The organism is uncultured Alsobacter sp., from assembly GCF_945952055.1.
Lineage (GTDB): Bacteria > Pseudomonadota > Alphaproteobacteria > Rhizobiales > Beijerinckiaceae > Alsobacter.
The window spans coordinates 21397-35667 of record NZ_CAMFHB010000028.1 but is presented as its reverse complement, the minus strand read 5'-3'; the positions used below and the strand labels follow the sequence as shown (position 1 = coordinate 35667).

Genomic DNA, 14271 nt, shown 5'->3' with positions numbered 1-14271 from the left:
GGCTTCGAAAGTCACCCAATCCCCTCATCCTGAGCCGGCCGCGGAGCGGCCGAGTCGAAGGACGCAGCATGTTACAGCGGCCCACGTGTGCGTCCTTCGACTCGGCCCTTCGGGCCGGCTCAGGATGAGGGGCATGGGAGGCAGGTGGAAGTGCAGGACAGCGAGGGCCTCTACCGCCCCAGCACCATCGTCTCCAGCTTGCCCAGCGTCTGCTGGCCGAGCTCGATCGCGCCGAAGCCCTTGGCGGTCTGGAACTCCGCCGCCGTGCTGAACACCATGCCCAGGATCACCCGGGTCTTGCCCTCGTGCTCCTCGAACGAGGCCCAGGCATCGGCGTGCTTCGGGCCGTTCTCGCCCCACAGCAGGGAGTAGCGGATCCGCTCGTCCGGCCGGACCTCGTGGTAGAGGTGGTGGTTGGGGAACACGGTCCCGTCGGGCCCGATCATGTCGAACACCCACTCGCCGTCCGTGCGCAGGTCGATCCGCTTCGTCCGGCACGAGAACCCCTCCGGTCCCCACCAGCGCGGCAGCGTCTCGGCATTCATCCACGCGCCCCACACGAGAGCGCGCGGCGCGGCGATGACGCGCTCGAGGATCATGGTGCGTTCGGCGACGCCGGCGAGGTTGTCGAGCCCGGCGCCGAAGCCCTCGCGGTAGCCGGCCTCCATGTCCGCCGCCAGCGAGGCGAGCTGCACGGTGACGGCGAGGCGGCTCCCGCCGTCAGTCCCGGTGAGGTCGGCCGTGACGAGGGCGGCCGACTGCGGCACCCCCGCGACCGACACGACCTCTGAGTTGACGCTGCGCCGACCGGGGTCGAGCACCAGCCAGCCGCACGCGCAGTGGATGTCCGGCTGGCCTTCGACCTTGCACAGCGACACCTCGCGTCCGCCGACCCGCGTGTCGGCCTCGACGAACGCGACGGTGACGGCAGGCGAGGGCGACGCCCACACCGCCCGCGCCGCGGGGGCCGTCCAGGCCTGCCACAGCACGGCGGGGGGCGCGGCGACGTCGCGGCCGAAGGTGAGCGTCGAAAAACGGCTCCCGGTGTCGTGCGTCATGGCGTCTTCTCCTTCATCACGGTCATCACGAAGGCCTCCAGCCGGTCGAGCCGGGATTCCCAGAGAGCCCGCTGTTCGTCGAGCCAGCTCCGCGCCGGCTCCAGTGCCTCCGGCACCATGGCGCAGGTGCGTACCCGGCCGTCCTTGGACGTCCTGATGAGCCCCGCCTCCTCCAGCACCGAGAGGTGCCGCATCACGGTCGGCAGGCGCAGGCCCGTCGGTCCGGCGAGGTCCGTGACGCCCGCCGGCGCCTCGGCCAGCCGGCTCAGGATCGCCCGGCGCGTCGGGTCGGCGAGTGCGTGGAAGAGCACGGAGAGGTCGGGATCATGCTTAGCCATGTGGCTAAGTATAAGCGAAGCGCGAGGGGCTGCAAGAAAAACTTAGCCAAGGCGCTAAGCGTCAGCCGGGCCCGACGTTCAGCGGCGTCGGATCGCGGTCGTGAGGGGGGGCGCAAGCAAAGAATGGTCTTCCTGAAGCGCGCCCCCGCGGAGAAAAACCATCGCATCTCGAGAGTTCTTTTAGAAGAACATTTCGTTTGACGAAACGAACGATTCCAGAGCACGATTTCCCTCATTGGACCGGCGCGGCGAGCGGCCGCGGATGGGTCCGAAACAGACAGCGCGGCCCGCCATCCGGCGCGCGCCGCATCAACTCCGGGGAATGACCGTGACGTCTTCGCTCAGTGTCTCGCGCCGCATCGTCCTCGCCGGTCTCGTCGTCGGCATCGGCCTCGCCAGCGCGCCCGGCTGGGCGCAGTCCCCGACGCCGAAGGCCGGGGGCACGCTCGTCTATCTCGAGCAGCAGGCCCATACGAACCTGTACCCGCCCGCGGGCGGGTTCTATCCGAACGGCGGGATCCTGAACCAGATCACCGACAAGCTGACCTACCAGAACCCGCAGACGCTCGCGATCGAGCCCTGGATCGCCGAGGCCTGGGCCGTCAACGAGGACAAGACCGAGTACGTCTTCAAGATCCGCAAGGGCGTCACGTTCTCGGACGGAACGCCGCTCGACGCCGCCGCGGTGGCGAAGAACTACGACGCGTTCGGCCGGGGCAACAAGGAGCTCAAGCTGCCGGTCTCGGAGGTGATCAACAACTACGAGCGCAGCGAAGTCCTCGACCCCTACACGGTGAAGTTCGTCTTTTCGAAGCCGTCGCCGGGCTTCCTGCAGGGCACGTCGGTGATCGGCTCCGGCCTCGTGTCGCCCGCCACGCTCGACCGCAAGTTCGAGGACCTGGGCGACGCCACGAAGATCGTCGGCTCGGGCCCCTTCGTCGTCTCGAAGCAGGTGCTCGGCAAGGAACTGCTTCTCACCGCGCGCAAGGACTACGCCTGGGCGCCGAAGTCCTCCGCCAACCAGGGCCGCCCCTACCTGGATCAGATCCGGTACCTCATCACGGCCGAGGACAGCGTGCGCATCGGGGCGCTGCTGGCCGGACAGGCCGACGTGATCCGCCAGATCCAGGCCTACGACGAGAAGCAGGTCGAGGCGGCGAAATACGTCATCTACGCGCCATCCACCCGGGGCGTGAACAACAGTGTCGTCTTCCGTCCGGACAACCCGCTCGTCGCCGACCTGCGCGTCCGCAAGGCGCTGCTGCACGCAACCAACGCGAAGGAAATCGTGCAGACGCTGTTCTCGCCCAACTATCCGCAGGCCACCTCCATCATCGCCTCCACCGCGGCGGGCTACGTCAACATCGCGGACAAGCTCGGCTTCGATCTGGCCAGGGCCAACGCACTGCTCGACGAAGCGGGATGGACCCGCACCGGCAACGGCCTGCGCCAGAAGGACGGGAAGGAGCTGGTGCTGACCGCCTACGAGTCCCTGCCGCAGCCCCAGAACAAGGCCACCCTGCAGCTCGTGGCGCAGCAATGGGCCAAGGTGGGCGTGAAGCTGAACGTGCTCGCCGGCGATGCCGGAAGCCGCGTCGCGGACGACCTCGATCCACTGAAGACGCCCGTCTCTCCGGCCATGGTCGGCCGCGCCGATCCCGACGTCATCAAGAGCCAGTACCACCCCGCAAATCGTGACGTCCTGCGGCAGAAGGGCGGCCAGAGCTCCAAGGTGCAGGGCTTCGTCGACGCCAGGCTGAACGGGCTGCTGGAGGCCGTGGCGTCCGAGGTTGACGACCAGAAGCGCCTCGCCGTGGCCGGCGACATCCAGCGCTACGTCGTCGATCAGGCCTACGCCATCCCGATCTTCGAGGAGCCGCAGGCCTTCGCCGCCGCGCCCTACGTCAAGGGCCTCGCCTTCGAGGCGGTCGGGCGGCCGAGCTTCTACAACACCTGGCTCGACAAGAAGTGAGCCAGGGCCCGCCCGCGGCGCGGCCGCGGGCGGGTCTCCCCAACGGCCCAGCACGGGACACCCCTCCAATGTCGTCGCGCTATCTCGTCGGCCGGCTCGGCCAGGCCCTGCTCGTCCTGTGGGCGGCCTTCACCGCCTCGTTCGTCCTGCTGCAACTGCTGCCCGGCGATGCGATCCTGATCAAGTTCGAAGGTGGCGACCTGGGCCTGTCGCCCCAGCAGATCGCCGAGATCCGGCTCGCCTACGGCGCCGACGAGCCCGTTCTCCTGCAGTATGTCCACACGCTCGCCGGTTTCCTGCAGGGCCATTTCGGCTACTCGATCCAGCGCGGCGTGCCGGTGACCGAGGCGATCCTGGCCAACTTGCCGGCCACCGCCTGGCTGACCGCGCTGGGCTTCGCCGTCGCGACCCTGCTGGCCGGCACCATTGCGGTCGTGTCCAGCCTCACGGGCTTGCGCTGGCTCCGCTCCCTCCTGCGCGGCCTGCCGCCGCTGTTCGTCTCCGTTCCGGTGTTCTGGCTGGGGATCGTGCTGATCCAGATCTTCTCCTTCCGCCTGAAGCTGATCCCGGTGATCGGAGCGGGCGAGTGGGAGGGCCTCGTCCTCCCGGTCCTCACGCTGGCGGTGCCGATCTCCGCGCCCCTCGCACAGGTGCTGATCCGGGCCATCGACGAGGTCCGCACGCAGCCCTTCGTCACCGTCGCCCGGGCCAAGGGCGCCTCGTCCCGCTGGGTGCTGTTCCGGCACGTGCTGCGCAACGCGCTGGGGCCGACCCTCACGCTCGCCGGCGTCCTGTTCGGCGAGCTGCTCGCGGGCGCCGTCGTGACCGAGACCGTGTTCGGCCTCAACGGCATCGGCCGGATGACGGAGCAGGCCGTCAACAACCAGGACGCCGCCGTCCTGCAGGCGGTGGTGGTCATCTCCGCCGCCGGCTTCGTCCTCATCAACCTGGCGGTCGACCTCCTCTATCCGCTGATCGACCCCCGCCTGCGCAAGACCGTTGGAGCCACCACATGACCGACGTGCCCTTCGAGCAGCAGGCCGCGCCTGCCACGCCGCACCGCCTGGACCTGCGGACGTCGACGTCGCGCCTGCGCCGGTCGTTTCATCCCGGACTGTGGATCTCCTGGGGCGTCATCGGCATCGTCGCCGCCTTCGCCGTCGTGCCCTGGCTTTTCACGGGCCACGACCCCGTCGATGGCAGTCCGCTCGAACGGCGGCAGGCGCCCTCGCTCGTGCACTGGCTCGGTACAGACGAACTCGGCCGCGACCTCTTCGCGCGGATCGTCTACGGAGCGGTGAACACGCTGTCGGGCGCCGTGGTGGCAGTGGCCGTCGGCCTCGTCGTCGGCACGCTGCTCGGGGTGGTCGCGGGCTCGTCCGGCCGGCGCATCGACGACGCCGTCATGCGGCTCGTCGACGTCCTGCTGGCCGTGCCGGCCCTGCTGCTGTCGCTCAGCATCATCATCCTGCTCGGCTTCGGAACGGTGAACGCCGCCATCGCCGTCGGCGTCGCCTCGGTGGCCAGCTTCGCGAGGCTTGCCCGCGCGGAGGTGGTGCGCGTTCGGCGGTCCGACTATGTCGAGGCCGCCTTCGGCAGCGGGGGCCGTTTCTTCGCGGTCCTGTGGCGCCACGTCCTGCCCAACTCGCTCAACGCGGTCCTGGCGCTGGCCGCCCTCCAGTTCGGCAGCGCGATCCTTCAGATCTCCACCCTGGGCTTCCTGGGCTACGGTGCACCGCCGCCCACCCCCGAATGGGGCCTGCTGATCGCCGAGGGGCGCAACTACATCTCGACCGCATGGTGGCTCACCACCTTTCCAGGATTGTTCGTCGTCGCCGCCGTCCTCTCGGCCAACCGCATCAGCCTGTCGCTTCGCGGGAGGTCGGCATGAGCGCGCCTGTGGACGTCTCTCCCCCGCCGCTGCTGTCGATCGAGGATCTCGTCGTCTCCTACGCGACCGCCGCCGGCCGCACGCGCGTCGTGCACGGTGTCAGCCTCGACATCCGTGCGGGAGAGGTGGTCGCCCTCGTCGGGGAGTCCGGGTCCGGCAAGACCACCATCGGCCAGTCGGTCATCGGGCTCCTGCCCGAGAACGGACGCATCGACAGCGGCACGGTTCGCCTCAACGGGACGCCGATCTCGGACTGGTCACAGGACCGCCTCGATGGCCTGCGGGGGGCGCGGATCAGCCTGGTGCCACAGGATCCGGGGAACTCCCTCAACCCCGTGCGCACCATCGGGGCGCAGGTCGGTGAGATCTTCCGCATCCACGGCTATCGCGACCGTGCCGAGATCGACCGCCGGGTGCTCGAACTGCTCACGCGGGTCGGTCTCTCGGATCCGGAACTCCGCGCCCGGCAGTACCCGCACGAACTCTCCGGCGGCATGCGCCAGCGCGTCCTGATTGCGATCGCGGTGGCGTTGAAGCCGGACCTGATCATCGCGGACGAACCCACGAGCGCGCTCGACGTGACCGTGCAGCGTCGCATCCTCGACCTGATCGACGACCTGCGCGCCGAGACCGGCACGGCGGTGCTGCTGGTGACCCACGACCTCGGCATCGCCGCCGACAGGGCCGATCGGGTGGTGGTTCTCCAGCACGGCCGCATCCAGGAACAGGGGGCCGCGCGCGACGTGCTCGCCCGTCCCACCCAGCCCTACACGCGCCAACTCCTGGCCGACGCGCCCTCCCTGGCGCGCGCCGCGCAGCGCCGGCCTCGCCCGGCCTCGACGCCCGGCGAGCCTGCGATCGTGGTGGAGGATCTCACCGTCGACTTCTCCGTGACGGGGGATCGCCGCGGCACCTTCCGGGCGCTCGACCGCATCGGCTTCTCGGTCGCAGCGGGCACGACCCACGCGCTCGTGGGCGAGTCCGGGTCGGGCAAGACCACGGCGAGCCGCACCGTGGTCGGCTTCCAGTCCCCCACGTCCGGGCGTGTGCAGGTGGCCGGCGCGGACGTCGCGTCGCTGCGGGGCGAGGCGCTGCGGCAATGGCGGCGCACCATCCAGCTGGTCTACCAGAACCCCTTCGCCTCCCTCGATCCGCGCCAGTCGATCCGCGCCATCGTCGAGGAACCTCTCCTCAACTTCGCACCCGTGCCGGCGGCCGACCGACGACGCAGGGCCGAGACGCTGCTCGAGCGTGTCGGTCTGCCGGGCGCGACCTTCGGCAGGCCGCCCGCGGCGCTGTCCGGCGGCCAGCGCCAGCGCGTGGCGATCGCCCGCGCCCTCGTGCTGGATCCGGCGATCCTCGTGCTCGACGAAGCGGTCTCGGCCCTGGACGTGACGGTCCAGGCCCAGATCCTCGCCCTGCTCGACGAACTGCAACGCGAACGTGGCCTGACCTACCTCTTCGTGTCCCACGACCTCGCCGTCGTCCGGCAGATCGCCGACACGGTGAGCGTCCTGCAGCAGGGCCGCATCGTGGAGAGCGGCCCGGTCCAGGACGTCTTCCTGCACCCCCTGACCGCCTACACCCGCGACCTCATCGACGCGGTCCCCGGGCGTCGCCTGCAAGCCGCCGAATGACGGCACCCGCCAAGGAAACAAGCCCATGACCCGCAAACGCCTCGGCTTCTTCACCCGCCTCCTCGACCAGGCCTCGGCCGGCGAACGCTACCGGCTCGCCGCGGAACAGATCGTCCACGCCGAACGCCACGGCTTCGAGAGCGCCTGGGTCGCGCAGCATCATTTCCACGAGAACGAGGGAGGGTTGCCGTCTCCCTTCCCGTTTCTCGCCTATGTAGCGGCGCGCACGTCGAGCATCCGGCTCGGCCCGGGCGTGGTCACGTTGCCGCTGGAGAACGCCATCCGCGTGGCGGAAGACGCAGTCGTGACCGACCTGCTCTCCGGCGGCCGCCTGGAACTGGGCGTGGGATCGGGGTCGACGCCGGCGACCTTCGAGGCCTTCGGCACCACCTCGGCGGTGCGGCGCGAGGTCTACGAGGAACGGCTCGCCACCCTCGTGGCGGCGCTGCGCGGCGACACGCTCGGCCATGACGAGAACCGGCTCTATCCGGCGGGCCAGCCGCTGGTGGATCGCATCTGGCAGGCGACCTTCTCCGTCCAGGGGGGCGCCCGGGCCGGCGAGGCCGGTGACGGACTGATGCTCTCGCGCACGCAGCCTCGAACGGCGGAAGCGCCCCTGGCCACGTTGGCCGAGATCCAGGATCCGATCGTCGATGCTTACCTGGAAGCCCTCCCGCCCGGGCGCGAGCCTCGCATCCTCGGCTCCCGCAGCCTGTTCGTCGCGGATGATCGCAAGGAAGCCCTGCGTCTCGCCGAAATCGGGCTCAACCGCGTGGCGAAGACGTTCGCCCGCACCGGGCATCGCCTGCGCGGCGACAGGATCGAGGACCTGATCGCCACGCTCGACGTCCACGTGGGCACGCCCGCCGACGTGATCGCCTCCCTTCAGGCGGACAAGACGCTGGAGCGCGTCACCGACCTCGTCTTCCAGGTGCACTCCGTCGATCCACCGCACCCCCTGATCCTGAGGTCCATCGAGCTCACGGCGAACGAGGTCGCCCCCGCGCTCGGTTGGACCCGCCCCTCCGCCGCCCGCCAGGACCGCAAGGTCGTGGGCCTTCGCTGAACGCCATCCACACGAGGACGTCCCCATGTCAGCCGCACCCGCCTCTCGCCCGATCCCGGCACCACCGGGAGCCCGCACCGATCTCGTCGACACGCTTGCCGGCATCGCCCCGGGATCGGCCCTCGAGCAGCTTCGGTCCCGCCGCCCGGTGGCACGCTTCCACACTCAGGAAAGCGAGGAGGCCTTGTTCGGGGCCTCCGCAGGGGGAGCCGTGACGCAGCAGGAACGGTCGGCCGTCGCCGCCTTCGTGACCGGCCTGCACGGCCAGGGGCCGCTGGCGCGCCACGCCCATGAAAGACTGGCCGCGCTGGATCCGGCCCTGTCGCTCGCGATCCGCCGGGAGATCGGCAGCGCGAGGGCAGAGGGCCCCTTCGGCCGTTATCCCGCGGGACCGCTTTCGGCCGAGGACACGGCCGGCCTCGTCTACGCCGTCGACGAGACCGGCAGGACCGCGCTCGGTCCCAAGCTCGCTGCGGCCCTGGAGCACGCCCACCTCCTGGTGTTTCGACCGCGCGAAGCCAGCCCGTCGGCGCTTCAGAGCCTGCTCGACGCAGGCTGGACCACGGATGCCGTGGTGACGCTCTCCCAGATCGTCGCCTTCCTCACCTTTCAGATCCGCGTCGTGGCCGGCCTCACCGTGCTGAACGCCCACCCCGCCGCGCAGGAGCCCCGCCCGTGACCGCCACCGCGATCGCCTATCCCGACAGCACGCCGCCGGTCGCCTTCACGCAGGCCCAGCTCGGCTGGATCCCCTGGCTCGAGCCGCCGGCCGAGGACGAGCTCACCGCGGTCCAGAAGGAGGGCCTCGTCGATACGGCGCGCGCCAAGTCTCCCTATTTCCGGCTGCTCGCCCGGGACCCCGCCATCCTCCGGTCGCGGACCCTCACCGACAAGGACATCTTCTACAACACGGACGCGGGACTGCCGCGCGCCGAGCGGGAGCTGGCGGCCGCTGCGACCTCCCGCTTCAACGGCTGCATCTTCTGCGCCTCCGTGCACGCCCGCTTCGCCACGACCTATTCCAAGCGGGGCGAAGACGTCGAGCGGCTGCTCGACGAGGGCGTGGACACCGACCTCGGCGAACGCTGGAACGCCATCGTCGAGGCGTCGGTCGCGCTCACCGCCACGCCGATCCGGTTTGGCGAGGAGCACGTCCTGAAGCTGCGCGGCGCCGGTCTCGACGACCTGGCGATCCTGGACGTGATCCAGTCCGCCGCCTTCTTCAACTGGGCCAATCGCCTGATGCTGAGCATCGGCGAGCCCACCGCCGCGGCCTGATCCGCCCGCTCAATCGGGGATGAACCCATGACCACCCTCAACGAGTATCTCGCCCAGAAGCGGCTGGCCTTCGAGGCGATCAAGGCGCGCGCCGCGGCACCGGACGCCGCGCCGCGTCCCTTCGGCGCGTCGGTCACGGCGGAAGGCCGCAGTGGCGTCCGCCGGATCCGCATCCGCGACTTCCAGGTCATCAGTGACAGCGGGCCGGAGTTCGCGGGATACGATCTCGGCCCGTCGAGCCCGGAGCTGCAACTGGGCGTGCTCGGCAGCTGCGTGACCCACATCACTCTCATCCAGGCCGCGGACCGCGGCGTGCCGCTCGAGTCCCTCACGGTCGACGTGACCGCCGAGATCGATCCGCGTGCCGGGAAGGCGGGCTTCGAGCACGTGCCGGTCTCGCCGCAGAACATCCGCTACACGATCAACATCGTGTCGACGGCCTCGGCCCAGGACATCGCCGGATTGCACGAGGCCGTGGAACGCGTGTGCCCGATCCTGAACCTGCTGAAGCACCCGCAGTCGATCCAGTCCGAGGTCCGACTGAGCACGTCCGACGCCGCCGCGGAGGCCGCGTGATGTCGGCGGCCATCGCACGCGCGGTCGACCGGCCGCCCGTCTCCGTGTCCGGCCTGGACCACGTCGTCCTGCGCGTCCGCGACCTCGACCGATCGGAAGCGCTGTTTCGCGCCCTTGGCTTCGCCCTCACGCCGCGCGGCTTCCACACGGGTCGAGGCAGTGCCAACCACACGACGCCGTTCCGGTCGGGAACATACATCGAGCTGATTCAGCTCCCGCCGGGCGACGATCAGTCGCCATTCGGCGCGCGCGAGGAGGGCCCGGTGGCCGTGGCCCTGCGCCCGCTGGACAGTCACGCCGTGCATCGCGAACTCGTTGAGCGGGGCTTCGACGTGCCCGAACCGCGCGACCTCGCCCGTGCGGTCGACACGCCGCAGGGCGCTCGCGAGGCTCGCTTCATCAACGTATCGCTGCCCGATCTCGGCCCCGCGGGACTGCGCCTCTTCGCCTGCCAGCACCTGACGCGGGACCTGGTGTGGCGCGAGGGCTGGCTCGACCACGCCAACGGCGCCCAGGGCGTGGAGCGGGTCATTCTGGTCGATCCCGACCCGCAGGCGGCTGGCGAGGCCCATGCGCGGGTCTTCGGGGCCGGCGCGGTGACCCATGACGCGCGCGGGCTCACGGTGCGGGTCGGATCGGAAGCGATCGAGGTCCTCACGCCGGAGGCCTTCGGAGCGGAGTTTCCCGGCGTGGCGCCGACGGCCGGCTTCGTGGGCCTCACGGTCCGGGTCGCCTCCGTGCCGGCGGCGGCGGCACGCCTCGCCGCGGCGGGAATCCCCCACATCCTCGTGGCCGGCGACCGGCTGGTGCTGCAGCCCGTGGACACGGGCGGCACCCTGCTGGAACTCGTCGGCGCCCCGGGTGCCTGGCTCGGCCTGCCCGCGCGTGAATCGCCGACGGTCGGGGAACTGGATCCGCCGGCGGCATGGTCGCTCCTGGCGCGGGGGCAGGCGGTTCTCGTGGACGTGCGCTCACCGGAGGAACTCACCTTCGTCGGGCGCGTGCCGGGCAGCATCAGCGTGCCATGGGCCACCGGCCGCACGCTCGTGCGCAACGAGGCGTTCACGGCCGATCTCGCGGCGGCCGTCTCGCCCGGGGCGAAGCTCCTGTTCCTGTGTCGCAGCGGCAAGCGCTCCCAGAGCGCCGCGGAGGCGGCCCTGAAGGCGGGCTTCACCGACGTTGCCAACGTCCTGGAAGGCTTCGAAGGCGATCTGGACGGCGAGGGGCGCCGCGGGCGGCGCAACGGCTGGCGCTTCCACGGCCTTCCCTGGGTTCAGGACTGACGTCAGTCCCACCGAACGCGAAGAGGCCCGGCGGTGGAGGCCGCCGGGCCCCACAGGGCGTTCTGAGCCTTGCCGTCTAGATGACGTAGTCGAACGCGCCGTAGGCGAAGTCGCTCAGGATCTGGTTCATGTCCCGCGAGGGTTCGCCGGACGTGCCGGCCGGGCCGACCGGTTTTGCCGGGACGCCGGCCACCGTCGTGTCGGGGGGCACCTCGCGCAGGACGACCGAGCCGGCGGCCACGAGCGAGCCGGCTCCGACCTCGATGTTGCCGAGGATCTTCGCGCCGGCCCCGATCAGGACTCCACGGCGGATCTTCGGATGCCGGTCGCCGGTGTCCTTGCCGGTTCCGCCCAGCGTCACGTTCTGCAGGATGGAGACGTCGTCCTCGATGACGCTGGTGGCGCCCACGACGAGGCCGGTGGCGTGGTCCAGGAAGATGCCGCGCCCAATGCGGGCGGCCGGGTGGATGTCGGTCTGGAACATGCGCGAGGACTGGCTTTGCGCGTAGAGCGCCAGGTCGGTCCGCCCCTGCGTCCAGAACCAGTGGGCGAAGCGGTGGGCCTGGATGGCGTGGAACCCCTTGAAGTAGAGGAAGGGCTCGATGAGGCGGTCGGCGGCGGGGTCACGCTCGATGACCGCCAGGATGTCCGCCCGCATCGCCGCGCCGATCCCGGGATCGGCGGCCAGCGCGCCCATGAACGCGTCGGCCAGGACCGGCTCGCGCAGGTCCCGGCCCGCGATACGCGATGCCACCCGGAAGGCCGTGGCGCTCTCGAAGTCCTCGCGCCCGAGGACCGCCGTCAGCATCAACGTGGCCAGGGCGGGCTCCCGCGCCAGGACGCTGCCGGCTTCGGTGCGCAGCACGCTCCACACGGTGTCTTCCCGAACGATGGGTCGTTGCACGTCGTCACCGCCTTTCCTGACCAGAGACATGCGCGGGGCCGGAGTCGACATGCGCGTGATCCTTGTTCTGGCTGCGCTTGGGCAGCCCTGTTTCGACAACGCGAAGTGTGGCCGGCCGGCCTTCGATCGGAAACGGGACTGGTCTTTTTATTTTTCGGCCGCCTGGAGAACGAGCCTCTCGCCCGGTCGCGGCGAGAAGAATTTTCACCGCCCTGCGTCGACCGTGTGCGGTGGGCGTCGGAACCACTGGATCGCGCAGAGAATAACGGTCTTTTGCGCAGGCAAAATGAAGAAGAAAGTCTGCATTCCCATGAAAGATTGGAAAAAATCATTCCGGTTGACGCTGGTGGTCAGAATGTCAGTCTCGACGCGGACCCTCGGATGGGCCACCGGATGTCGGAGGAGCGTGATGTCGACTGTCAGTTTTCAACACAAACCGGCGGAGAGGGGTGCGATCACCTTGGGTTGGGTCGCCATGATCAGGGACCTCCTGGCCTTCATCGGAAATCGGGGCATGCCGACCACGGACGAGCCTGCGGCGGGGGTCGACACCGGATCCCCCCGGGATGACGACGGTGAGGAAGACGTTCTGGAGGCCTTCCACCCCATGCTGTTCGTCCACTACGCGTCGCCCCAGATCTGATCGCTCGGCATCGCCTCCAGTTCGCCATCGCCGCGCCACCGGTGGACGCCCGGCGCCATCGGCGCTAAGCGAAGCCGGAAGGGCCAGAGCCGGCCGGCATCAAGGTGAGGAGAGCGACCAATGGCGAAGCTTGCGTTCCAGCGCGACGCGAACCTGATCGGGGGCGAGTGGGTCGGGGCCGACGACGGCGGCACGATCGACGTGACGAACCCGGCCACCGGCGAGGTCATCGGATCCGTGCCGAAGTCCGGCGCCGCCGAGACGCGCCGCGCCATCGCGGCCGCGCAGAAGGCCTTCGAGGGCTGGAGCCGCACCACCGCCGCCGAGCGCGCCGAGAAGCTGCGCAAGCTCGCCGCTGCCATCGAGAAGAACAAGGAGGAGCTCGCGATCCTCCTCACCAGCGAGCAGGGCAAGCCGTTGGCCGAGGCGCGCGGCGAGGTCGGCATCTCGGCCGCCTACGTCCAGTGGTTCGCCGAGGAAGCCCGCCGCGTCTACGGCGACACGATCCCCTCGCCGTGGCCGGGCCGGCGCATCATCGTCACCAAGGAGCCGGTCGGCGTCATCGCGGCGATCACGCCGTGGAACTTCCCGTCCTCGATGCTGTCGCGCAAACTCGGCGCCGCGCTCGCGGCCGGCTGCACCGTGGTGACGAAGCCCGCCACGCAGACGCCCTATTCGGCGATCGCCTGGGGCCTCCTCGCCGAGGAAGCCGGAATCCCGCCGGGCGTCATCAACATCCTCACCGGGTCGGCCTCCGCCATCGGCGGCGAGCTCACCGCCAACCCGACCGTGAAGAAGATCACGTTCACCGGCTCCACCGAGGTCGGCAAGATGCTGATGGCCCAGGCCGCCGGCACCATGAAGCGCTGCTCGATGGAACTGGGCGGCAACGCGCCCTTCATCGTCTTCGACGACGCCGATCTCGACGCCGCGGTCGAGGGCGCGATGCAGTCCAAGTACCGCAACTCCGGCCAGACCTGCGTCTGCGCCAACCGCTTCCTGGTTCAGGCCGGCATCTACGACGCCTTCGCCGAGAAGTTCGCCGCCGCGGTGCGTGGGCTCAAGGTCGGCAACGGCCTGGAGGCCGGCACCGTGCAGGGCCCGCTGATCGACGAGAACGCCGTGAAGAAGGTCGAGGAGCACATCGCCGACGCGCTCGCCAAGGGCGCCAAGGTGGTGGCCGGCGGCAAGCGCCATCCTCTCGGCCGCTCCTTCTTCGAGCCGACCATCGTTTCCGGCGTGACGAGCGAGATGGCGGTGGCCCGCGAGGAGACCTTCGGCCCGCTCGCCCCGCTGTTCCGCTTCGACACCGAGGAACAGGCCATCGCCATGGCCAACGACACCGAGTTCGGGCTGGCGGCCTACGCCTTCACCCGCGACCTCGGCCGCGCCTTCCGCGTGATGGAGGGCCTGCAATACGGCCAGGTCGGCATCAACGCCGGCCTCATCACCACCGAGGTCGCCCCCTTCGGCGGCGTCAAGGAATCCGGCATGGGCCGCGAGGGCTCCAAGTACGGGCTCGATGACTACCTGAACATCAAGTACGGCTGCATAGGGCTTTGATCCCGGCCGCCTCTCCGCGTCCTGCCCGGGCCTGGCCCGGCCATGACCGCGGAGAGAGTCCT

At 70.0% G+C, this 14271-nt stretch carries 14 protein-coding genes; 11 read left to right on the top strand and 3 right to left on the bottom strand.

Annotated features, from left to right (window positions below):
• Nucleotides 1-170: 170 nt before the first annotated feature.
• Together Q0Q47_RS19465 and Q0Q47_RS19460 are read right to left on the bottom strand one after the other, a co-directional pair.
• Nucleotides 171-1058 carry an SRPBCC family protein gene (locus Q0Q47_RS19465; RefSeq protein WP_293863425.1) on the bottom strand — a complete coding sequence of 296 codons (888 nt, stop codon included), beginning with the start codon at nucleotides 1056-1058 and terminating at the stop codon, nucleotides 171-173.
• Nucleotides 1055-1396 (bottom strand): helix-turn-helix transcriptional regulator, encoded by a 342-nt coding sequence (locus tag Q0Q47_RS19460; protein WP_293863424.1) that lies wholly within the window; start codon nucleotides 1394-1396, stop codon nucleotides 1055-1057. Before Q0Q47_RS19460 ends, Q0Q47_RS19465 begins: the two co-directional genes overlap by 4 nt.
• A gap of 322 nt (nucleotides 1397-1718) precedes the next feature.
• Here Q0Q47_RS19460 and Q0Q47_RS19455 point away from each other — a divergent pair, with 322 nt between their 5' ends.
• The 9 genes from Q0Q47_RS19455 (at nucleotide 1719) to Q0Q47_RS19415 (ending at nucleotide 11099) form a co-directional block, all read left to right on the top strand.
• Entirely contained in the window at nucleotides 1719-3368 is a 1650-nt protein-coding gene (locus tag Q0Q47_RS19455) for a TIGR04028 family ABC transporter substrate-binding protein (RefSeq protein ID WP_293863422.1), read from the top strand.
• Between the two features lie 68 nt (nucleotides 3369-3436).
• A complete protein-coding gene (locus Q0Q47_RS19450) occupies nucleotides 3437-4384 on the top strand; it encodes an ABC transporter permease (protein WP_293863420.1) in 948 nt (315 codons plus the stop codon).
• Nucleotides 4381-5259 (top strand): ABC transporter permease, encoded by an 879-nt coding sequence (locus Q0Q47_RS19445; RefSeq protein WP_293863418.1) that lies wholly within the window; start codon nucleotides 4381-4383, stop codon nucleotides 5257-5259. The genes Q0Q47_RS19450 and Q0Q47_RS19445 overlap by 4 nt, the downstream gene beginning before the upstream one ends.
• Nucleotides 5256-6896: an ABC transporter ATP-binding protein gene (locus Q0Q47_RS19440; protein ID WP_293863416.1), complete on the top strand. Its 1641-nt coding sequence runs from the start codon at nucleotides 5256-5258 to the stop codon at nucleotides 6894-6896. Before Q0Q47_RS19445 ends, Q0Q47_RS19440 begins: the two co-directional genes overlap by 4 nt.
• Before the next feature lie 25 nt (nucleotides 6897-6921).
• Nucleotides 6922-7962, top strand: coding sequence for a putative FMN-dependent luciferase-like monooxygenase (locus Q0Q47_RS19435; RefSeq protein WP_293863414.1), 1041 nt, complete (start codon nucleotides 6922-6924; stop codon nucleotides 7960-7962).
• Nucleotides 7963-7987: 25 nt separating this feature from the next.
• On the top strand, nucleotides 7988-8641 hold the full coding sequence (locus tag Q0Q47_RS19430) for a CMD domain protein (RefSeq protein ID WP_293863412.1): 654 nt from the start codon (nucleotides 7988-7990) through the stop codon (nucleotides 8639-8641).
• Nucleotides 8638-9240 (top strand): alkylhydroperoxidase domain protein, encoded by a 603-nt coding sequence (locus tag Q0Q47_RS19425; RefSeq protein WP_293863410.1) that lies wholly within the window; start codon nucleotides 8638-8640, stop codon nucleotides 9238-9240. The genes Q0Q47_RS19430 and Q0Q47_RS19425 overlap by 4 nt, the downstream gene beginning before the upstream one ends.
• A gap of 27 nt (nucleotides 9241-9267) precedes the next feature.
• The gene (locus tag Q0Q47_RS19420; RefSeq protein ID WP_293863409.1) at nucleotides 9268-9816 is read left to right on the top strand and encodes an OsmC family protein; all 549 of its coding nucleotides are present in this window, start codon (nucleotides 9268-9270) and stop codon (nucleotides 9814-9816) included.
• Nucleotides 9816-11099: a VOC family protein gene (locus tag Q0Q47_RS19415; RefSeq protein ID WP_293863408.1), complete on the top strand. Its 1284-nt coding sequence runs from the start codon at nucleotides 9816-9818 to the stop codon at nucleotides 11097-11099. Before Q0Q47_RS19420 ends, Q0Q47_RS19415 begins: the two co-directional genes overlap by 1 nt.
• Before the next feature lie 76 nt (nucleotides 11100-11175).
• Here Q0Q47_RS19415 and cysE read toward each other — a convergent pair whose 3' ends face one another.
• A complete protein-coding gene (cysE, locus tag Q0Q47_RS19410) occupies nucleotides 11176-12033 on the bottom strand; it encodes a serine O-acetyltransferase (RefSeq protein ID WP_293863507.1) in 858 nt (285 codons plus the stop codon).
• A 19-nt stretch (nucleotides 12034-12052) separates the two neighbouring features.
• On the opposite strand from cysE, the gene Q0Q47_RS19405 reads away from it, so the two are divergent.
• Both Q0Q47_RS19405 and Q0Q47_RS19400 read left to right on the top strand, forming a co-directional pair.
• Nucleotides 12053-12646: a hypothetical protein gene (locus tag Q0Q47_RS19405; protein ID WP_293863406.1), complete on the top strand. Its 594-nt coding sequence runs from the start codon at nucleotides 12053-12055 to the stop codon at nucleotides 12644-12646.
• A gap of 120 nt (nucleotides 12647-12766) precedes the next feature.
• Entirely contained in the window at nucleotides 12767-14209 is a 1443-nt protein-coding gene (locus Q0Q47_RS19400; protein ID WP_293863404.1) for an NAD-dependent succinate-semialdehyde dehydrogenase, read from the top strand.
• The last annotated feature ends 62 nt before the right edge of the window (nucleotides 14210-14271 follow it).

Bases quoted from the DNA above. Each gene is read 5' to 3' on its own strand.
- Q0Q47_RS19440 (WP_293863416.1), top strand. From the start codon at position 5,256: ATGAGCGCGCCTGTGGACGTCTCTCCCCCGCCGCTGCTGTCGATCGAG.
- Q0Q47_RS19450 (WP_293863420.1), top strand. From the start codon at position 3,437: ATGTCGTCGCGCTATCTCGTCGGCCGGCTCGGCCAGGCCCTGCTCGTC.
- Q0Q47_RS19435 (WP_293863414.1), top strand. From the start codon at position 6,922: ATGACCCGCAAACGCCTCGGCTTCTTCACCCGCCTCCTCGACCAGGCC.
- Q0Q47_RS19465 (WP_293863425.1), bottom strand. From the start codon at position 1,058: ATGACGCACGACACCGGGAGCCGTTTTTCGACGCTCACCTTCGGCCGC.
- cysE (WP_293863507.1), bottom strand. From the start codon at position 12,033: ATGTCTCTGGTCAGGAAAGGCGGTGACGACGTGCAACGACCCATCGTT.
- Q0Q47_RS19430 (WP_293863412.1), top strand. From the start codon at position 7,988: ATGTCAGCCGCACCCGCCTCTCGCCCGATCCCGGCACCACCGGGAGCC.
- Q0Q47_RS19460 (WP_293863424.1), bottom strand. From the start codon at position 1,396: ATGGCTAAGCATGATCCCGACCTCTCCGTGCTCTTCCACGCACTCGCC.
- Q0Q47_RS19455 (WP_293863422.1), top strand. From the start codon at position 1,719: ATGACCGTGACGTCTTCGCTCAGTGTCTCGCGCCGCATCGTCCTCGCC.
- Q0Q47_RS19400 (WP_293863404.1), top strand. From the start codon at position 12,767: ATGGCGAAGCTTGCGTTCCAGCGCGACGCGAACCTGATCGGGGGCGAG.
- Q0Q47_RS19415 (WP_293863408.1), top strand. From the start codon at position 9,816: ATGTCGGCGGCCATCGCACGCGCGGTCGACCGGCCGCCCGTCTCCGTG.
- Q0Q47_RS19420 (WP_293863409.1), top strand. From the start codon at position 9,268: ATGACCACCCTCAACGAGTATCTCGCCCAGAAGCGGCTGGCCTTCGAG.
- Q0Q47_RS19445 (WP_293863418.1), top strand. From the start codon at position 4,381: ATGACCGACGTGCCCTTCGAGCAGCAGGCCGCGCCTGCCACGCCGCAC.
- Q0Q47_RS19405 (WP_293863406.1), top strand. From the start codon at position 12,053: ATGCGCGTGATCCTTGTTCTGGCTGCGCTTGGGCAGCCCTGTTTCGAC.